This window comes from Streptomyces sp. NPDC029296 (assembly GCF_055569255.1).
Map to the genome: position 1 here is coordinate 103,580 of NZ_JBVHXT010000019.1, position 18,703 is coordinate 122,282.

At 73.4% G+C, this 18,703-nt stretch carries 17 protein-coding genes; 10 read left to right on the forward strand and 7 right to left on the reverse strand.

From position 1 onward, the window contains the following. Positions 1-35 precede the first annotated feature (35 nt). Positions 36-1,139: a radical SAM protein gene (locus ACZ4W9_RS18645; protein ID WP_467936955.1), complete on the reverse strand. Its 1,104-nt coding sequence runs from the start codon at positions 1,137-1,139 to the stop codon at positions 36-38. A gap of 177 nt (positions 1,140-1,316) precedes the next feature. Beyond that, positions 1,317-2,342 (reverse strand): helix-turn-helix transcriptional regulator, encoded by a 1,026-nt coding sequence (locus ACZ4W9_RS18650; protein ID WP_467936957.1) that lies wholly within the window; start codon positions 2,340-2,342, stop codon positions 1,317-1,319. Positions 2,343-2,496: 154 nt separating this feature from the next. Here ACZ4W9_RS18650 and ACZ4W9_RS18655 point away from each other — a divergent pair, with 154 nt between their 5' ends. The 8 genes from ACZ4W9_RS18655 to ACZ4W9_RS18690 all read left to right on the forward strand — a co-directional run bounded on the left by ACZ4W9_RS18655 (position 2,497) and on the right by ACZ4W9_RS18690 (position 11,168). Continuing rightward, complete coding sequence (locus ACZ4W9_RS18655) at positions 2,497-2,652, forward strand: hypothetical protein (protein ID WP_467936959.1); 156 nt, start codon at positions 2,497-2,499, stop codon at positions 2,650-2,652. A 54-nt stretch (positions 2,653-2,706) separates the two neighbouring features. After that, positions 2,707-3,351 (forward strand): GTP cyclohydrolase II, encoded by a 645-nt coding sequence (locus ACZ4W9_RS18660; protein WP_467936961.1) that lies wholly within the window; start codon positions 2,707-2,709, stop codon positions 3,349-3,351. 443 nt (positions 3,352-3,794) lie between these two features. Next, entirely contained in the window at positions 3,795-4,925 is a 1,131-nt protein-coding gene (locus ACZ4W9_RS18665; protein WP_467936963.1) for a glycosyltransferase family 2 protein, read from the forward strand. Continuing rightward, positions 4,922-6,295 (forward strand): MFS transporter, encoded by a 1,374-nt coding sequence (locus ACZ4W9_RS18670; RefSeq protein ID WP_467936965.1) that lies wholly within the window; start codon positions 4,922-4,924, stop codon positions 6,293-6,295. Before ACZ4W9_RS18665 ends, ACZ4W9_RS18670 begins: the two co-directional genes overlap by 4 nt. 81 nt (positions 6,296-6,376) lie before the next feature. Next, positions 6,377-7,561 carry a hypothetical protein gene (locus ACZ4W9_RS18675; protein ID WP_467936967.1) on the forward strand — a complete coding sequence of 395 codons (1,185 nt, stop codon included), beginning with the start codon at positions 6,377-6,379 and terminating at the stop codon, positions 7,559-7,561. A 48-nt stretch (positions 7,562-7,609) separates the two neighbouring features. After that, complete coding sequence (locus tag ACZ4W9_RS18680) at positions 7,610-9,490, forward strand: WD40 repeat domain-containing protein (protein WP_467936969.1); 1,881 nt, start codon at positions 7,610-7,612, stop codon at positions 9,488-9,490. Next, positions 9,487-10,476, forward strand: a complete 990-nt coding sequence (locus ACZ4W9_RS18685) for a TauD/TfdA family dioxygenase (RefSeq protein WP_467936971.1) — start codon at positions 9,487-9,489, stop codon at positions 10,474-10,476. Before ACZ4W9_RS18680 ends, ACZ4W9_RS18685 begins: the two co-directional genes overlap by 4 nt. A gap of 89 nt (positions 10,477-10,565) precedes the next feature. Beyond that, a complete protein-coding gene (locus ACZ4W9_RS18690; protein WP_467936973.1) occupies positions 10,566-11,168 on the forward strand; it encodes a hypothetical protein in 603 nt (200 codons plus the stop codon). Between the two features lie 40 nt (positions 11,169-11,208). On the opposite strand, the gene ACZ4W9_RS18695 is transcribed toward ACZ4W9_RS18690, so the two are convergent. Then, positions 11,209-12,249 carry a ParB/RepB/Spo0J family partition protein gene (locus tag ACZ4W9_RS18695; RefSeq protein WP_467936975.1) on the reverse strand — a complete coding sequence of 347 codons (1,041 nt, stop codon included), beginning with the start codon at positions 12,247-12,249 and terminating at the stop codon, positions 11,209-11,211. Positions 12,250-12,565: 316 nt separating this feature from the next. Beyond that, complete coding sequence (locus tag ACZ4W9_RS18700; RefSeq protein ID WP_467936977.1) at positions 12,566-12,955, reverse strand: MerR family transcriptional regulator; 390 nt, start codon at positions 12,953-12,955, stop codon at positions 12,566-12,568. A 64-nt stretch (positions 12,956-13,019) separates the two neighbouring features. On the opposite strand from ACZ4W9_RS18700, the gene ACZ4W9_RS18705 reads away from it, so the two are divergent. After that, a complete protein-coding gene (locus tag ACZ4W9_RS18705) occupies positions 13,020-13,994 on the forward strand; it encodes an NAD(P)-dependent oxidoreductase (RefSeq protein WP_467936979.1) in 975 nt (324 codons plus the stop codon). Here ACZ4W9_RS18705 and ACZ4W9_RS18710 read toward each other — a convergent pair. Beyond that, positions 13,931-14,539 (reverse strand): CocE/NonD family hydrolase C-terminal non-catalytic domain-containing protein, encoded by a 609-nt coding sequence (locus ACZ4W9_RS18710; protein WP_467936981.1) that lies wholly within the window; start codon positions 14,537-14,539, stop codon positions 13,931-13,933. The genes ACZ4W9_RS18705 and ACZ4W9_RS18710 overlap by 64 nt on opposite strands. A 678-nt stretch (positions 14,540-15,217) precedes the next feature. Between ACZ4W9_RS18710 and ACZ4W9_RS18715 the strand changes: the two genes are divergently transcribed. Continuing rightward, positions 15,218-16,177, forward strand: a complete 960-nt coding sequence (locus tag ACZ4W9_RS18715) for a DUF4232 domain-containing protein (protein WP_467936983.1) — start codon at positions 15,218-15,220, stop codon at positions 16,175-16,177. Positions 16,178-16,195: 18 nt separating this feature from the next. On the opposite strand, the gene ACZ4W9_RS18720 is transcribed toward ACZ4W9_RS18715, so the two are convergent. Next, on the reverse strand, positions 16,196-17,140 hold the full coding sequence (locus tag ACZ4W9_RS18720; RefSeq protein ID WP_467936985.1) for an aldo/keto reductase: 945 nt from the start codon (positions 17,138-17,140) through the stop codon (positions 16,196-16,198). A 37-nt stretch (positions 17,141-17,177) separates the two neighbouring features. Then, entirely contained in the window at positions 17,178-18,668 is a 1,491-nt protein-coding gene (locus ACZ4W9_RS18725) for a GMC family oxidoreductase (RefSeq protein WP_467936987.1), read from the reverse strand. Positions 18,669-18,703 lie beyond the last annotated feature (35 nt).

The window sequence follows — 18,703 nt, forward strand, 5'->3', positions numbered from 1 at the left end:
GGGTGTTTCCGGCCGCCGGGCCGGCGGCACGGCCGTCAGACGAAGTCGGCGTGCAGGGTGCTCGGGACTTCCACGGCGTACGAGTCCAGCGCCTGGTCGAGCTGGATCTGCCCGCGGTGGAGGTGCTCCAGCAGTTCGTTCTGCGGGCGGTAGAAGCACGACTTGCACAGGTCGGTACGGCGCGGGTTGGCGGCCTCCCACTCGGCGCGCGGGCCGCCCTCCAGCACCTGGGCGTAGCCCTGGTCGAGCACGTTGCCGATCAGGTAGCGGCTGTTGAGGTGGACCTGCGGGCACGGGTACAGGTTGCCGTCGGCGCCCACCGCGGTGACGAAGCGGCTGTAGTGGCACCGCTCGAAGTCGCCCTCGACCTCCTCGACCCGGTCCATCGGGCCGCGGTCGAGCTTGGGGACCGAGACCTCGAAGGAGTCGGTGGACAACTCGGCCGCCCGGCGCAGGGATTCGGCGATGTCCGGCATCACCGTCTCGATGGTCTCGTGGCCGAGCGCGCTGTAGAACTCCGGCTCGAAGCGCACGTAGTGGGCCCCGGACTCCCGTCCGATCCGGGCCGCGGCCAGGATCTCCCGGTGGTTCTGCCGGGTGATCACGAAGTTGAAGCCGATCCGGAAGTCCGGCGCCACCGCCGTCTCCCGCAGCCGTCCGACCGCTCCGACGAAGGAGGCGAAGGTCTGCTCCCGGTCCCGGGTGATCTCGTTGAACGTGGCCTCGGTCCCGGCGTTGAGGCCGATGCGCACCCAGGTGTGGGTGGCCGCGACGGTCTCGGCGACGGCCGGACGGCCGAGCCGGGAACCGTTGGTGATCAGGCCGATGCGCAGTCCGGACTCGTGGGCGGCCCGGCTGATCTCCGTGTACCCGGGGTGGATGGTGCACTCGCCACTGCCGCAGAAGGTCACCGCGCGGCCGTCGTTGGCCGCGAACTCCCGCATCAGCGTGACGGCCTTGTCGGTGGGGATCGAGTCCTTGAAGGAGAACAGGTCGTAGAACTGTTTCTCGTTGGGGGAGTGGAAGTTGCAGAAGTTGCAGCGCATGTTGCAGGCGCCCATGATCCCGATCCTCATGTGGACCGGTTTGAACTCCTCGCCGGCGACGAACCTCCGCAGCAGGTCACCGTGTGCCAGCACCTTCTGCGGGGAGTGGGCCTGATCGAGACTGACCGGCGGCAGCGTGGCTGCGGAATCCGAGGTTCCTACCGAACTGCGCCGAGATGTGCCGTTCTGGTCCATGGAATCCCCATCTGTGGCCGAAAGTCCATTGTTCGGTGATCCGGACGCAACCCTAAAGTGACCTTGAGCGGAGGGTCAACAGGTCCGTACCACGCGCGAATCCGATTCCTCCGGCGCGCGGGCGGAGGCGTCGAGCCCCTCGTCGAGGGCGCCCGCCTTGGCGATGAGGTACGCGAGCTGGGCGCGGCTGCGGCTGTTGAAGACCTCCGACGCCTTGCGCACGTGGTTGGCGACGGTCCGGACGCTCATGCCGAGCCGGCCGGCGATGGCCTCGTCGGTGTAGCCGTTCACCATGAGCTGCAGCACCGCCCGGCGGGTCTCGTCGGCGAGCAGGGGCGGGCGGTGGGTGCCGGGAGGGCAGTCGAGCGGGGTGGCCCGTTCCCAGGCGTCCTCGAAGACCGAGACCAGGTACCGGATCAGGCCGGGATGTTCGACGGCCAGGGCGGTCTGGCTCCGCCGGGCGCCCGGGTCGGGCACGAAGGCGATCCGCCGGTCGCACACGATGAGACGGTCGAACACCGTGTCCAGGGTGCGTACTTCGGCCCCCGCCTCGGAGATCCTCTCCACGTAGGAGAGGGTCGGGCTGTGGGTGCGGACGGTGTGCTGGTAGATGGTGCGCTGCCGGACGCCGCGGCGGAGTGCGGCCACGTCGGAGGCGAGGGCCTTCTCCAGCAGCTCCCGCGGCCGGCCGCCGCCGGGCTGGGCGGTGAGCAGTTCCTCCTGGCAGGACTCAACGGCCAGGGAGAGGGTGGTGCTGATGATCTCCTCCCCGGTGATCACGCGGGCGGCCTGGACGCCGTCGCTGCGGTAGGTCTCCCGGTAGACCAGCTCGGCGCGGTTGATCGATCTGCGTACCGAGTCGAGGGCGTGCTGCCGGGCGTCGATGGCGGCTTCGAGGGGGCGTACCAGGCCGATCGCGGCGAGTCCCGGAGGTATGGCGACCAGGCAGCCGTCGGCCCCCCGCCGGAGCAGCCCCAGGCGGGTCAGGCATTCGGGACACTCCTCGGCCGGCGTGCGGCCCTTCAGTACGTCCGCGTAGAAGCTCAGTCCTGCCTCGCAGATATCGGAATCCTGAATTCCGGGCGCGGTGTGCGCGTTCATGCACATATGTCCCACCTTCATGTTCACGCGATGCAGGATCTTGCCACAGCTTTCCCCTGTCGCAAGAGTGAACTCCTGCGCAGCATGGGGTGCACCGGGAAACACCCGGACCTGATCCGGACGGATGCGCCGGAAAGGACGGAGAGGTGTATCCATGGACGCGTCCAAGAACCTTCACGGAATCATCGCCGCCCTTGTCGTGGCGGCCGCCTTGGTGCTCGGTTCACCGGCCCTCGGAGGAATGCACCACGAACCTCACCACGAGATCAGCGTGGCCGACGGAAACGCCGGGGATTCGCAGTGGGGATGACCACCGCACCGTTCATCGAATTCCGCAGGAAAACGAGTGGCTGGAGGGTGGGACATGCGTACGGAGGAGAACTCGGCCGTAGTTGACGCGCCGGCGCAGACGGTACGGGTGAGATCACGGGTGGACGTGCCGGTCGATGTGCCCGGACTGGGGCGCCGGCCCAGCACGATGGTGAGCTTCCACGGCCTTCAGGACGGCCGCGAGCACATCGCGCTTCTCCTGCCCGGCTGGGACCGGACCCCCGAACCGTTGGTACGGGTGCATTCCGAATGCCTCACCGGAGACGTCTTCGGCTCGCAGCGCTGCGACTGCGGACCGCAGTTGCACGAGGCCCTGGCCGTCTGCTCCAGGGAAGGCGGAATCATCCTCTATCTGCGGCAGGAAGGCCGCGGGATCGGCCTCTACAACAAGTTCGACGCATATCTCCTGCAGGACCAGGGACTCGACACCTTCGAGGCCAATGCGGTACTGAACTTCGGGCACGATCTGCGCGACTACCGGGTGGCCGCGGACATGCTGGGGGCGTTGGATGTCACCACCATCCGCCTCCTCACCAACAACCCGGAGAAGGGCGCCCAGTTGCGCTCGCACGGAATTGACATCACCGACGTCCTCACCACGGGAACGTTCCTCAACGAGAACAACCGGGCCTACCTGAAGGCCAAGCGCGAGCGAGCCGGCCATGCGCTGGACATCTGACCGCGCGCCCACCGGGGCCGCGCCGGCCCTTGCCCCCGGGCCCTGACCGGGGCAGGGAGCCTTCGTGCCGAACCGGCCGGCGAGGACCGTGCGGGCAAGGCCGGGGCCCCGCCCGGGAGGAGGTTCACCGCCGTACGCGCCGAACGGCGGTGGACCCCCCGGGAGTGCGCCACCACCGTGGGCGGTCCGGGCGCGGCGGCCGACGCCCGCACCGGAACGCCCGCGCCGGACCGCCGACGCCCCCGTAGATCCGCTCCGGTTCGGCCGGCGCCCCGTGCGGCCGGGACCGGTCCGGCCGGCGCGCCGTACCGCGCGCTCCGCGCCGGTGCCCGCCCCGCCGGACGCGACCCACGGCCGCCCGGGCCCCGTCCCTCCGCCTGACCCCCGGCAGAGGCCCCGTGACAGAGGGCCCGCCAGCAGAGGACCCCCAGCAGAGGATCACAGTGACTGGATTCCTTCTCCCCTCCGCCCGTCTCGACGCACACCGGGAGCCGCCCGGGGCCGACGGCCCGGACCTGCCCCCGGTCACCGTTCTCATCCCCTTCTACCGGGAGCCCGCCGACATCCTGCGGCGCTCGGCCGGCATGCTGCGGTCGCTGGACTACCCGCACGAGAAGCTGTCCGTGCGCTGGCTGCTGGACGCCCGGACGCCGGACGACGTGGCGGTGGCGCAGGCCGTCGCCGAGTCGGCCAGGGCGGACTTCGCCGGTGATCTGCGGGTGGTGGCGGTCCCCTCGATGACCCCCAAGGCCAAGGCCCTCAACCACGCGCTGCGCGGGACCGGCGATCCGTTCGTCGCCGTCTACGACGCCGACACGGTGCCGGACCCGGGCCAGTTGCGGCAGGCGGTCGCGGCGCTCGAAGCCGGGGGCCTGGACGTGGTGGACGCCATAGAACTCCCCGAACCCGGCGGTGACCTGGTCAACCGCACCACGCTGGCCCAGTCGGCCGCCTTCTTCGGCGCGATGGAGTACGTGAACCGCCGTACCGGCATGCACATGCTTCTCGGCAGCTCGGTCTACTTCCGCCGCACGGCACTGGACGCGGTCGGGCCGCTGCGCGAGGACGGCGTGGAGGAGCTGTACGAGTGGGCCGTACGGGCCGCCGCCCGCGGGGTGCGTATGGGCCGGATCGTCTCCTTCTCGTACGGGACGCGCACCTCGGTGGTCGGCCCCGCGCTCCGGCAGCGCACCCGCTGGATCCGCGGCCAACTCGACATCGGCTTCCGGCTGCTGGCCGGCGCCCCGCTGCCGCCCCGGCCGCGCCGCGCCGTGGCGCTGATGACGCTCAGCCTGCTGGCACAGCTCGCAGTGGTACCCGTGGCCGCCGCGGCGGTGCGCCGCCGCGCGCTGCGCCTCCCCGCCGCCGCCCTGCTGGCCGGCGAGGCGCTGCGCATCCGCGCGGTCGCCCGCGACCCGGTGTGGGAGGTCCTGCGGGTGGGCTCGGGCTGGTTCTTCCTGCTGCCCTTCGAGGTCCTGGAGTCGACCTCCGCCTGGCGGGCCGTGTGGGAACTGGCCACCGGCCGCGACACCTGGCACAAGGTGCGGCCCGAGTCCGGGCAGGGGCCGGCGTGATCGGCCCGGTGCTGCCCCGGGTCCGGCAGCGGGGCCGGATCTTCGCCTCCGTCTTCATCGACACGTTCGGCTGGGGCCTGTTCGCCCCCCTCGCGTTCCTGTACTTCTCCTTCGGCACCGGCCTGTCCTTCTCGGCGATCGGCTCGGCGGTCAGCGCCGGCACCCTGGCCTCCCTGCCGATGGCGCTGGTGGCGGGCTGGCTGGTCGACCGGTTCGCCGCCAAGGGCGTGCTGGTCGGCTCGAACCTGGTCACCGCCCTGGGCTACGGCCTCTATCCGTTCGCCTCCGACTGGACCCTCATCGCGGTGGCGACGTTCCTGGTCATGGCCGGCGACCGGCTGTACTGGGCGAGCTGGCCGGTGCTCGTGGTCGACCTGGCCTCCGGGCGCGCGCTGGACGCCACCTACGCGGCGGTGGGCACCATCAAGAACTTCACCGTCGCGACCGGCGCGCTCGCCAGCTCCGCGCTGACCGTCGCCTTCGGTCACGGGGCCGCGGACCTGGTACTCGCCGTGAACGTGGCGACGTCACTGGTCGCCGCGGTGCTGCTGGCCGGGGTGCGCGCTCCCGCGACCCGGCCGCGCACCGGGGCCGCCGGCGCCGCCGACGGCACGGCCGGCACCGAGGCGCCCGGTACCGGACCGGAGACCGGCTGGCGGGGAGCGGTGAAGGACCACGCGTTCACCGCGTTCTGCCTCTCCTTCATGCTGCTCACCTTCGCCTGGGCGCTGCCGGCGACGCTGCTGCCCGCCTACACCGTGGAGATCATGGGACTGCCGGGCTGGGTCCCGGCGTTCTTCCTCGGCATCAACAGCGTCGTCATCACGCTGGCGCAGCTGCCGGTCACCGCGAAGGTCTCCGGTGTCCCCCGGGAGCGGCTGCTGGTGCGGGCGGCACTGGTCTTCACGGCCGTCTTCACCGGCCTGTACCTGGTGACCGGCCTGCCCACCACCATCGCGATCGTCCTGCTCGTGCCGGTGCTGCTGGCCTTCACCGTGGGGGAGATGATCAGCCTCCCCGCCGCCAACGCCCTGGTGGCCAGCAGCGCCCCGGCGGCGATCCGCGGCCGGTACATGTCGCTGTTCCAGCTCTCCTGGGCGGTGTCCGGGCTCCTGACCCCCGCGCTCGCCGGGTTCGTCCTGGACCGGGGCGCCCCCTGGGTGTGCGCCGCGTTCGGCGGGATCGCCCTGCTCGCGGCCGCGGGGCTGCGGGCCACGGCCCACCGGGTGGCGGCCCGTGGCGCCGCCGGCCCGGAGGAAGAGGAGGAGACGGCCGGCCCGCCCCCCGACCGCCCGGACCCGGCGCGGGCGACCCGGGACACCGGGCCGGACCGGGACCCGCCCCCCGCGACGGCCAAGGAAGCGACATGACCGGTTCCCCCGCCCGCCGTGCCCCACGCCCTGCGAGGAAGTGACATGACACAGATCCCTGCGGCCCTCCGAGGAAGTGACATGGCACAGCGCCCGGCCACCGACGCCGGCCGTCCCGGACCGGCGCCGCGCATCGGCATCCGGATCATGGCCCACCCGCGTCGACGGCCCCAGGCGGAGGCCGTCCTGGCCCGGCTCGACGGCGACGACCGGTGCGTCGTCCTCGACCCGGAGCCCGACGGCCCCCCGAGCGCCCTGCGCACCGCGGCGGCCGCCTGGGACGGCCCGTACGGCGAGGCGAGCCACCGGCTCGTCCTCCAGGACGACGCCCTGCCCGCCGCCGGATTCACGGACCTCGTGGCCGAGGCCGTACGGAGCCGGCCGGACGACCCGATCGCCTTCTACAGCAACTGGAACCACTGGAACGGCTCACCCGTCCGGCTCGCCGCCCTCGCGGGCGCCGGCTGGGCCCAGGCCGTCCCGGACGAGTACGTGCCCTCCCTCGCCGTCGTGCTGCCCCGCGCGCTGGCCGCCGAATTCGCCGCCCACGCGAAGACCTTGCTCGCGGCCGACGCGCCCCCCGACGACGAGGCGCTGGCCGCCTTCCTGCGCCGGCGGGGCCGGGCCCTGTTCATCTCCGTGCCCAACCTGGTCGAACACGGCGCGGGCGACAGCCTGGTGGGCAACGACAACCAGGGGCCCCGGCGTTCTGCCTGCTTCGCCGACGACACGGGCGGCGGCCGGACAGGCACCGCCACCCTCGGACCACTGGGCTTCTACCCCCACTTCTTCAAGGGCCACGTCTACGGCATCACACCCACCGGCCCCGACGGCACCTACGTGAAGACCTACTGGGACGAGTGCGTACCGGAGCTGGGCCTGGACCCCGACCGGATCCGGCGCCTGGCCCGCGACGAGCCCCGGCCGGCCGCGCTGCTGCGCCGGCTCACGGCCGGCGGACTGCACATCCACCACGCCACCGCTGCCTGGACCGCCGGAGTCCTCTACGGCTTCGTCCTGGCCCGCCTGCCCACCGGCCCCGCGCTGACCGGCGAGCCGCGCCCCGATCCGGCCGTACGGGCGCGCGCGGCCGAGACCATCCCCCTGGGCGGCCTGGCACAGGTGGCCGGGCTCCCGCTGCTGCGCCGGGTCATGGACCCCCTGCGCACGCTGGTCGAGGAGGGCCTGACCACCGGCACGGAACTGGCCCGCGAACCGGCGCCCCCGGCCCGCCCGCGGACACCCCACCGCACCACCGGACCCTGACCCTTCCGCCGCCGACACCGAAACGCGTTCAAGGAGTGCGAGAAGAGCATGCGAACCGTCGACGTCTTCCAGCCCGAGTCCCCCGACAGCGGCACCGCGGTGCACGCCTCCCCCCAGACGTCCGTGGCGTTCAGCCCGGACGGCGTCCACTTCGCCAGCGCCGGGTACGACGGCCGGGTGGCCCTGTGGGAGCGGTCCGGCACCGCCCCGCTCTGGGTCGGCCGCCACTCCCGCCTGGTCAACGGTGTGCGGTTCTCCCCCTCCGGCCGGCTGCTGGCCAGCGGCTCGGCCGACAAGACCTGCCGGATCTGGGACGTGGCCACCGGCCGTCAGGTCCAGTTGCTCGCCCGGCAGCCCGACGACCTCAACGCGCTGGCCTGGCTGGACGAGAACCGCCTGGTCACCGTCTCCCAGGACGGCACGGGCCGGATCTGGGACATCCGCACCGGCACCCTGGAGGAGGGTGTCATCTTCCACGCCGACCACTGCATGTCGGTCGACGCCTCCGCCACGGGCGTCCTCGCGAGCTGCGGCGAGGACGCGACCATCCGGCTGTGGGACACCGACGGCTCCCTGCTGCGCGACCTCCCGCAGGCCGGTCACGCGGAGATGTGCCGGTGGTCCCCGGACGGCACCCTGCTGGCGGCCAGCTGCGACGACGGCTTCGTGCACATCGTGCGGTCCGACGGCGAACTGGTCACCAAGGTCGGCCCGTACACCGCCGCCGTGAAGTCGGTCGCCTGGTCCCAGGACGGTTCACGGCTCGTCATCGGGGCCTACGACAGCACGGTCACCCTCTGGCACATCGCCGACTGCCGGCCCCTGGTGCGCTGGTACGGCCCGCACCTGTGGCCCCGCTCGGTGGACTGGTCGGCGGACGGGCGGACCCTGGTCGCGGGCACCTTCTCGGCGCGCCCGGCGGTCATCGACGTTCCCGAGATCCCCGCCGACGCCCTGCCCGACGAGGTCCGGGAGATCACCCTCGACGCGCCGGTCGCCACCCACGGCGTCAACCACGTCTCCGCCGCCGGCGAGGCGCTCGCGGCGGGCTGCGACAACGGCACGGTCCGCTTCTGGGGCGAGCCGGGCGCGACGGCGCCCGAGGTCCCGGTGGGCAACGGCAGCCTCGTCAACACGGTGGCGCTGTCCGCCGGGCTGCCCGGACTCGTCGCGTACGGCTCCTTCTCCGGCCGGGTCGGGGTGGCCGACGCGCGAACCGGCCGCGATGTCGCGTTCGTCGAGCGCGAGCACCCGGTGAACCGGGTCGCCTGGTCGCCGGACGGCCGGCGGCTCGCGGTCGCCGACTACGAGGGCGGGCTCGACCTGTACACCTGGACGGGCGCCGAGCTGGTGCCCGGCGTCCACTACGACGGCCACGACGGAGCCATCAAGGACGTGTCCTGGGTGGACTCCGGACGCCTGGTCACCTACTCCACCGACCGCCAGGCCCACCTGATCGACACGGACGGAACCCTCATCCGCTCCTTCGGCGGGCACGGCGAGCTGCTCAACGGCGGATCGGTGACGGAGGTGGCCGGCCGGGCGCTGCTCGCCACCGTCTCCCGGGACCGCACCTGCCGCCTGTACGACCTCGAGACCGGCGAACTGCTCCAGGTCCTGGTCGGCCACGACGAGTCCGCCAAGTGCGCGGCGTGGCACCCCGGCGGCCGGCCGCTGCTGGTCACCGGCTCCTACGACTACACCGCGCGGCTGTGGGTCCTCGACCCCGACACCCTGGCCCCGCTGCACAGCCACGTGCTGGACGGGCACGGCAGCGCCGTCAGCGCGGTGACCTGGCTGGGCGACCACCCGGTCACCGCCTCCTGGGACAGCAGGGTGCTGCTCTGGTCGGCGGAGGCCGAGCCCGGCCGGGCACCCGCCCCCACCGAGCTGGCCACGGACTGGCAGGACCGGAGGGAGACCCGATGAGCACCGTCGGCCTCGAAACGGCCGCTCCGCCCGCGCTGGCGCTGTCCGCCGACGAGTCCGAGGCCGTACGGCGGGCCGCGCGGAGCGTGGCGCACACCGCGGACGGCATGCTGGACGACCCGGAGTTCACCGCCGCCGCGTGCGCGGCCTGGGAGCGGCTGCCCGTCCGGCTGCGGCAGACCGTCCGCGCCTTCCGCAGGCACTCCGGCGACAGCGGCGCCCTGCTGATCAGGGGCATCCCCGTGGACGAGGCACTGCTGCCCCCCACCCCGACCGTCAGCGGCTCCGTCCGCCGCCGGGCGACGGTGCCGGCCACGGCCCTGCTGATGACCGCGGCCGGCGGCCTGGGGGACCCGGCCGCCTACGCCCCGGAGAAGTCGGGCGCGCTGGTGCAGGACGTGGTGCCGGTCCCGGGCCAGGAGGACTTCCAGGGGAACGCGGGCTCCACCCCGCTCTCCTTCCACACGGAGAACGCCTTCCACGAGCACCGGCCGGACTTCGTGATGCTGCTGTGCCTGCGCGCCGACCACGACGGCACGGCGGGCCTGCGCACCGGGTCGGTCCGGCAGGCGCTGCCCGCCCTTGCGGACCGGACCCGCGAGATCCTGCGCCTCCCGGAGTTCAGCACCCAGCCGCCGCCCTCCTTCGGGGCGGCGGGCGGGGCCACCCCGCCCGGGCCCGTCCTGCGCGGCGACCCGGACGACCCCGACCTGCGGGTGGACTTCGCCGCCACCACCGGGACCACACCCCGGGCACGCCTGGCGCTCGCCGAACTGGAGGCCGCCGTGGACGCCGCGGCCCACACGGTCCGGCTGGCCCCGGGCGACCTCGTGGTCGTCGACAACCGGGTGACCACGCACGGGCGTACGGCGTTCCGGCCCCGCTACGACGGTGCCGACCGCTGGCTGCTGCGTACCTTCGCCGTCGCCGATCTGCGGCGCTCCCGCGATCACCGGCCCGGCGACGGTTACGTCCTGAGCCGCTGAGGGCAGTACCCGCCGGGTCCGGCAGCCCCGGACCCGGCCGGCGCCCACCATCCCGACCGCACCACGCGGTGCCCTCCAGGAGACACGCGATGCCAGCCACCGGACCAGGACTTCACGTCAACGCCCTGGTGCTGGGGCGCACCCGCCGGATCTGCGCCATCTGGAGGGTGGGCGGGGCCGCGGGTGGCTCCCATCCGTGCGCGTTCCACGCCGCGTATCTGCTGCCCCGCCGGGGCCCGGAGCAGGACTGGGCCGTCGACACCGTGCTCGGCGCGCTGGACGAACGGCACGCCTGCGACGACGGACCGCTCTGCGCCGACCTCGCCACCACGCGGAACGGCATGGCGGTGACGGCGCTGCGGCCGGGACTGTGCGCACCGGTCCTGCTGGAGCTGTCCCGTACGGCGCTGGGCCTCGGCCAGCGGGAGTGGGCCGAGCTGGCCGGCACGAGCCCCCGCGCCTTCCACGCCACCGCGTCCGGCGACTACCGGATGTACCGGTACGCCGCGGCGGTCGCCCTGCCGGTACGCGCGGGCGGCTGCCGGGTCCGCCAGGTCGTCGGCCCGTGGGAACAGCCGGTACTGCGCGCGTACGCGGCCGCCCTGCTGGCCACGGAGCGCCCACGGCCCGGGGACGCGCGGACCGGGAAGTCCCGCCGCGGGGGAAACCTCGCGGGGGAGAGGCCGCTCTGACACCGCACGTCCCCCGGAGGCGGCCTGCGCGCATCCCCGGTCAGGGCCGGCTCCGGCCCTCCGCCGCCGGCCCGACCAGCGCCCCCGACTCCAGGCGCCGGACGAACCGGGACCAGTCGTCGGCGCACGCGCGGGCCAGGGTGAGCACCGCGTCGACCCCGTGCGGCGGGACGGCGCGGGCCAGCCGCTCCAACTCGGCGGCCCCCAGCGAGTGGACGGCGAGGATCCGCAGGACGGTACGGCCCGTCTCGGTCTGCCGCAGCGACGGGTCACGGGCCAGCCGGGCGATGGCACGCTGCCGCTCCCCGGGGTCCAGCGGCGCGGTACGGTGCTCCGCCGGCGGCGCGGGCGGACCCTGCGAGGCCCTCGGCCGGCGCTGCCCGTCCGGGACCGGGTCGTCGCCGCGCAGGACCCGCACCTTGACGTCCCGGGCCGTACCCAGCGAGATCCCGGCCGCGCTCGCGAGTTCCCGCAGGGAGATGCGGGGATTGTCCCGCAGCAGTTCCGCCGCGCGGGTGCGGGCCTCGGCGGTCTGCCGGGGGCGCGCCCGCCCGTCCCGCCCCACGCGCGTATCCGGCTCCGCCAGGTCGCCGGCCGAGCGCCTGACGGCGGCCACCGTCTTGTCCGACAGACCGCTGGCCCGCGCGATGCGCCGGTCCGACCAGTCCGGGTGACCGCGCATGATGCGCCGGGCCGCGGCCATCCGGTCGTCCCGGGACAGCGGAAGACCGTGCCTCATGTTGAGCCTCACGGCCAGGAGGAAGATCTCGTCGTCCTCGCCGTCGACGAGCCGGGCCGCTATGTACTCCTCGCCCCGGAGCCGGGCGGCGCACAGCCGGTGCCTGCCGTCGACGACCCGCATGGTGCGCCGGTGCACCACGATCGGAGGCGCGTCCGCTCCCGCCTCGTACAGCGTGCGCACGTGTTCCGGATCGAGACCCGCCGACCGCAGGAAGGAAGGGGTGTCCGTCTTCAGACCGGTGGTGGACAGCAGGTGGACCGGAAGGGCGGAGAGGTCGATCCCGTCAGGGAAATCGACGTCGTCGGTGATGGGCGCGATGCTCCTGATGGTTCCGGTCACTGCGTCATGCACCTCCGCGGGCACACACGATGAGGGGCGGCTCGCTGGACAGCACCGGTCGCGCTGGAAAACCGGAAAGGACAAGCCGTCGAGAACGGGGCCCACAGCGCCGGCATCCACCCGGCCCTCGGCTCCCCCTCCCCGTACGCCGTCACCGGGTGATCACAACACCCGCAGGACAGTAGACCCGATGATTGGTCTAGTCAAATCATACGGAGGCAGGTGAAGCCCCGTACGGCTCCCCGCCGTTCAACCGTTTCCCCTCCGCACTTGAACGGCCGCACGCGTGGCAAGCGCGGGCGCGTGAGCAAAGCTTCTACGCCGCGTGGCAGGCGCCGGTCTCGGTGATGTCGTACGGCAGCGGGGCGGTCATGAGGGTGTCCAGGACCGCGCCGGCGGCCTGGAGATCGGCCACCGCCCGGTCGATGCGCTCCCGCTCGCGCCGGAGGTCGGAAAGCGTCCCGGAACAGGCCGCCATCAGCGTGTCACCGTCGTCCACCATGCACGGCAACAGCGCGGCGATCGTCCGCGTGGAGAGACCGGCCCCCAGCAGCGTACGGATGTTCCGCACCGTACGGACGTCGTCCTCGGGGTATTCGCGGTACCCGCTGGGGCGGCGCTCGGGCCGCAGCAGCCCCTGCTCCTCGTAGTAGCGCAGGAGACGCACGCTGACGCCGGTCCGGCGGGAAAGCTCTCCGATACGCATGTGCCGCTCACCACACAGACTCGGGTTGACTCTCACATCGATGTGAGACCCCAACCTAGTCGGCATGACCACACAGCAGCCAACCGACTGGCAGAAGAAGCCCGTTACCCTGATAGGACTCGGCCCGATGGGCACGGCCCTGGCCGAGACCCTGCTGAGGAAGGGCCACCCGCTCACCGTCTGGAACCGCAGCCCCGAGAAGGCCGACGGACTCGTCGCGAAGGGGGCCCGGCGGGCGCGGACCGTGGCCGGGGCGGTCGCCGCGAGCCCCCTCGTCATCGTGTGCCTCTCCGACTACGCCACCCTGTACGAGGTCCTGGAGCCTGCCGCCGAGGCGCTCCGGGGCCGCACCCTGGTCAACCTCTGCTCCGGTACGCCCGCCGAGGCACACGCGGCCGTCGGGTGGTCGCGGGAGCGGGGCGCGGACTACCTGGACGGCGCCATCATGGTGCCGCCGCCGATGGTGGGCGAACCGGGCGCGGTGTTCCTGTACAGCGGTTCCCGTGCCGTCTTCGAACAGCATCTGGAGCCGCTGACGAGCCTCGGCGACCCGCGTCACCTGGGGGACGACCCCGGTCTCGCGGTGCTCTACAACACCGCCATGCTCGACATGATGTACACGACCCTGAACGGCTGGCTGCACGCCACCGCCCTGGTCGGCTCCGCGAACGTGCCGGCCGAGACGTTCGCGGAGCTGGCGCTCGGCTGGTTCATGCCGGTCGTGGTCGACTACGCGGCCCTGGCACGGGTGGCGCCCGACCTGGACGCCGGCCACTACCCGGGCACGCTGAACACGCTGGAGATGAACCTCAACGCGCTGGACCACATCACCCGCACCAGCGAGGAGCAGGGCATCCATTCCGACCATCCCCGGCTGATGAAGGAGATCGCCGAGCGCGCCGTCGCCGAGGGCCACGGCGGGCAGAGCTACCTGGCCGTCCACGAGCTGTTCAAGAAGCCGGCCCCACGGGGTGGTCAGCCCAGGGGGTCGCAGCGGGCCTCGGAGCCCGCGGTGGAGCTGATCCGGAGGGAGCTGTAGGCGGGATTGTCGTCCGAGCACAGCTGGTCCCCGGCGTTGACCACGAGCATGATCCTGTGGTCCGGGGCGATGTCGTAGGCGGCCGCCTGGAGGTCCCAGGCGGCCGTGGTGGCCTGGCCGGGTCCGTCCGCGGTGAGGGTGTACGGCTCGTGGGTGATGATGCGGGCGGTCCCGTCCGGGGCCAGGTCGAACAGGTAGGCCACCAGCGTCGAGCGGTCCGCGATGCCGGTGACCGTCAGGTGCACGCGGGGAATGCCGCGCACGCGGCGGGCACCGGCCGGGGAGACCCAGGTGGCGAGGTGGCGGCGGTCGGACTTCCCGGTGTCGTAGACCTTCGGGTCGCCCTTCCGCTCTTCCTGGCCGGTGGTCATCAGGGCGTCCACGGCGGTGGCCTCGGTGAGATTGCCGGTGGTGAAGGAGACCTGCCAGCCGGCGGCCGGATCGGTGCCGAGCGCGCCGTCCTGGGATCCCGGCGGGGTGGCGCCCAGGTACAGCCTCTCGGTGCCGGTGGTGACCTCGTCCCAGCCCGCCCTGGCCTCGCGCACGGTCGGGGCACGTTGACCGGGCACAGGGGCTCGTGCCAGGTGTTGGAGTAGAACGTCGGGACGCCACGGGTGTTGGTCCGGTCGGCATAGGTCTGCGGCGAACGTTCCAGGGCCCAGTCGCGCACGGCGCGCAGATCCACGCCGTCCCGGAAGTCCTGGAGGATCTTCCGGGTGTCCGCGTCGGACTTCCGTTCCTCCGGGCCGCCGGTGACGTCGACCAGCGTGTCGACGGCGACCCGGTGCCGGGTGTCGTTGCCGGGCAGCGCGGTGTGGAGGTTGCCCCAGGTGCTCGGCGCCACCACCGTCTCCACCCGGCCGTCGGGGTCGTGAGCGGCGACCAGCCGGCTGATCCCGGAGCCGCAGGACTCGCCGAGGAACGCGATCCGGCTCGGGCTGAAGTACTCCTGCGCGTAGTCCCCGCTGGACCTCGGCGACCAGCTCCTGCAGGTGGGGGGTGAGCACCTGGCGGCGGGCGGTGCCTTGCAGGGCGGCGACCAGGGCCTCGCCCACGCCGGCCGCCGCCGCGATGCCGTTCACACGTGCCGCCGATCAGTGCCCCGCTCACCGGAACCGGTGATCTTCACAGGCTCCGCTCGACCCTTCGCTTGTGACGTCCTTGTGACGGGAACTGTGACCCCCGTCGCATGCGCGGGGGGCGCGCCCTGATGAGATGTCGGGATGCGCAGACCCGCTGACCTCCGGCCGACATGTGCCGCGCCCCTTCTCCTGCCGGCCCTGGCCGCGACCGCCCTGCTGCTCACGGCCTGCGGGGCGGAGCGCGCGGGAGCCGGGAGCACCGACGCCCGCCCGGCCGCGTCGCAGAACGTCACGCGGGTCGACGACCCGGGCAAGGACGGCGTACGGATCACGTCGCTGACCCTCCCCCCGGCCTCCCCCTCGCCCACCCGCGACCACTCCGTCTCCGCCGGCGGTCTCGCCACGGGCGCGGACTCGGGTGTCTCCGCCGCCTACGAGGTCACCAACGAGGGCACCGAAACACTGACGTACTCGGTCGTCTTCACCTTCGTGAGCGCGGACGGCGGGGCCGTGACCAACCGGACCGGGACCGTGCGCGACATCGGCCCGGGGAAGACCGCGCGGGGCACGGTCCGGGCCGGGGAACTGCCGCCCGGCGCACCACGGGTGACGGGGGCCGAGGTGTTCCGGGTGACCAAGGTGCCCGCGCGCGAGGCACCGGCCGGGCCCGGCACGTGCCCGGCCTCCGGGATCCGGGTCACTGCCGACGAGGGCGACGCGGCCATGGGCCTGCGCGTCGTGGGCCTGCACCTCGACAACTGCGGCACGCGCGCCTACACCGTCGACGGCTACCCGCTGCTGGAACTCCTGGACGGCGACCGCCGGCCCGTCGACGGGGTGCGGATCCTCCACGGCAGCGGTGGGATCACCACCGGCACCGGGCTCGACGAACCGCCCCGCACCGTCACCCTGGAACCCGGCGAGTCGGCGACCGCCGGCCTGGTCTGGCGCAACACCACCGGGTTCGGCACACCGGTGAACGCGCCCTACGTGCGGGTCCGGGCGAAGGAGGGCGCCGAACCGGTGACGGTGACCCCGCACCTGGACCTCGGGACCACCGGCAAGCTCGGGGTCGGACCGTGGAAGAAGAAGCGGGGCTAGGCACCGGCCGGCCACCGGTCAGGGCAGGGGGGCCTCCCGCGCGGCCGTCCACAGGCCGTACCACTCCTCGTGGGTGAGGTCCGGCTCGCGGAGGGCCGCGTCCCGGCAGGCGGTGATGCGTCCGGGGCGGGTGGTGCCGACGACGGGGGCGATGCCCGCCGGGTGGCGGCGCAGCCACCACAGGAGGATGGTCTCCGGTGTGGTCTCCTTGCGCCGGGCGAGTTCCGCGACGAGCCGGTTCACCCGTGTGTCCGCGCCCGAGGTGAACCGGCCCTGGGCGAGCGGGCCCCACGCCTGGAGCCCCACGCCGTTCGCCGCACACCACTCCAGCGTGCCGGGCGCGAAGCCGTTGCGGGTGGCGTCGGGTGTGTTGAACAGGACGCCCGCCTCCACCCAGTCCCGCCGGGCCAGGCTCATCTCCAGCTGGTTGACGACCAGCGGGAGCTCCGTGTGGGCTTGCAGCGCGGCGATCTGCGGGCCGCTCATGTTGGACACGCCGAACTGCCGGACCAGCCCCTGGGCGTGCAGGGAGGTCAGTGCCCCGGCGGTCTCCCGGGGGTCGGTCAGCGGGTCGGGCCGGTGCAGGAGGAGCACGTCGAGGACGTCCGTGCGCAGCCGGAGCAGGGTCTCCTCGACCCGCCGCACGATGCCGGCGCCCCGCAGGTCGTAGTGTCCGGGCCGGTCGCCGTCGGGCAGCCGGATGCCGCACTTGGTCTGCAGCACGATGCGCTCCCGCAGGCCGCGGCTGCGGGCGAGCACCTCCCCGAAGACGGCCTCCGACTTGCCGTACCGGTAGATGTCGGCGTGGTCGAAGGCCGTGATGCCGGCGGCCAGCGCCGCCTCGATCGCGGACTCCGCGTGCCGGATGTCCTCGGCCGTGTACGGCTCGGTGTCCCAGCCGCCGCCGAGCCCCATGCAGCCGTACAGCAGCTTGTGTGTGCGTATGTCGGTCTCTGCCGCCATGTCGGTCTCCGTGGTGGACGTGTCGGGGTGCGGAAGGTCAGGTGCGGAGGGTGTCGGCGAGCATCTCGGCGACGGCCAGGACCGGCAGCTGGGTGTTGGCGGCCGGCACGGTCGGCAGGATGGAGGCGTCGGCGACGCGCAGCCCCGCGACACCGTGCACGGCGCCCCTGCCGTCGACCACGGACCGAGGATCGTCCGCCGGGCCCATGGCGCAGGTGCCCACGGGATGCCAGTAGGTGCCCACCCGGGCCCGCAGGCGGGCGTCGGGCAGCGTGTGGGCCGGTGCCGCCTCCGCGGGGCCCGCGAGCGCCTTCAGGGCCGTGGCGAGTTCCTCCACCTTCCGCAGGCCCGACCGGACGACGGCGATGTCCCGGCCCGCCGGGTCGGTCAGGAAGGCGGGATCGATCGCGGGGGGCTCCAGGGGATCGGCGGAGCGCAGCCGGACGTGCCCGCGCGAGACCGGCTTCATCAGGAACGCGGAGATCCCGGCCTCGTACCGCCCGGGCGGAAGCGAGCCGAACAGCGGCGGGCCGGCCGTGGGCAGGAGGTGCAGGTCCCACGCCCCGTCCGGGCACAGCTCGCTGGCCGCGCGGATCAGCATGCGGCTGACGTACAGTTCCCCGGCCGCCTCCTTGGCGGCCAGCGCCTTGTTCAGGCCGTCCGTGGGGGACAGGGGCACGAAGACACCCGGCTGGTCGGACAGGTTGGCGCCGACACCGGGGAGGTCCGCCGCGCAGCGGATCCCGGTCGCCTCCAGGTGCCCGGCGGGTCCGATGCCGCTGCGCAGGAGCACGGCGGGGGAACCGAAGGTGCCGGACGCCAGCACACAGGTGCCGGCCGCCAGGGTCACCGGCTGCCCGTCCAGGACGACGTGGACGCCGGTCACCCGGCCCGCGCGCAGGGCCAGGCGGTCCACCAGGGCGTCGCCGAGGACGGTCAGGTTCGGCCGCGCCCGGGTCGCCGGGTCCAGGTAGGCGAAGGCGGCGTTCCAGCGCAGCCCGTCGACGGAGTTGAGCAGCGGCCGGCCGTGACCGGGCGCCCCCGGCGTGCCCATGTCCACCTCCGGATAGCCGAGTTCGCGCGCCGCCGCCAGCGCGGCCGACGCCCAGGCGGACAGCTCCCGGTCGGGTACGGTGCGCAGCCCCATGCGTTCCACGGCCCGCAGCCGGTACGGCTCCAGCGCGCCGGCCGACCAGGCCGCACCGCCGGCCCGGGTCCATTCCGCGTGGTCGGCGTGCGATCCCCAGGTGTTCCAGGCGCCGTTGATGCACGACGAGCCGCCCAGGACGCGGGCCCGGACGCGGTAGAACTCGGTGTGCCGTTCCCACACGTCCTCGCGCGGCAGCGCACGGGCGTTGCGGATCTTCTCGGGCCAGTCCTCCCGCCGGGGCCCGTAGTCGGGGCCCGCCTCCACGAGGCACACGGTGCGGCCGGGGTCCTCGCTCAGGCGTGCCGCCAGGACGCATCCGGCGACCCCGCCGCCGAGGATGACGACGTCGTAGCCGGACGCAAGGGACGGGATCTTCATGGTCGCTCCGCTGAGAGGTGGTGTGGGGGAGGGAC

Coding starts and splice junctions, on each gene's coding strand:
- ACZ4W9_RS18725 (WP_467936987.1), bottom strand. CDS start 18,668: ATGAAGATCCCGTCCCTTGCGTCCGGCTACGACGTCGTCATCCTCGGC.
- ACZ4W9_RS18705 (WP_467936979.1), top strand. CDS start 13,020: ATGACCACACAGCAGCCAACCGACTGGCAGAAGAAGCCCGTTACCCTG.
- ACZ4W9_RS18720 (WP_467936985.1), bottom strand. CDS start 17,140: ATGGCGGCAGAGACCGACATACGCACACACAAGCTGCTGTACGGCTGC.
- ACZ4W9_RS18660 (WP_467936961.1), top strand. CDS start 2,707: ATGCGTACGGAGGAGAACTCGGCCGTAGTTGACGCGCCGGCGCAGACG.
- ACZ4W9_RS18700 (WP_467936977.1), bottom strand. CDS start 12,955: ATGCGTATCGGAGAGCTTTCCCGCCGGACCGGCGTCAGCGTGCGTCTC.
- ACZ4W9_RS18715 (WP_467936983.1), top strand. CDS start 15,218: ATGCGCAGACCCGCTGACCTCCGGCCGACATGTGCCGCGCCCCTTCTC.
- ACZ4W9_RS18675 (WP_467936967.1), top strand. CDS start 6,377: ATGGCACAGCGCCCGGCCACCGACGCCGGCCGTCCCGGACCGGCGCCG.
- ACZ4W9_RS18690 (WP_467936973.1), top strand. CDS start 10,566: ATGCCAGCCACCGGACCAGGACTTCACGTCAACGCCCTGGTGCTGGGG.
- ACZ4W9_RS18655 (WP_467936959.1), top strand. CDS start 2,497: ATGGACGCGTCCAAGAACCTTCACGGAATCATCGCCGCCCTTGTCGTG.
- ACZ4W9_RS18685 (WP_467936971.1), top strand. CDS start 9,487: ATGAGCACCGTCGGCCTCGAAACGGCCGCTCCGCCCGCGCTGGCGCTG.
- ACZ4W9_RS18650 (WP_467936957.1), bottom strand. CDS start 2,342: ATGAACGCGCACACCGCGCCCGGAATTCAGGATTCCGATATCTGCGAG.
- ACZ4W9_RS18680 (WP_467936969.1), top strand. CDS start 7,610: ATGCGAACCGTCGACGTCTTCCAGCCCGAGTCCCCCGACAGCGGCACC.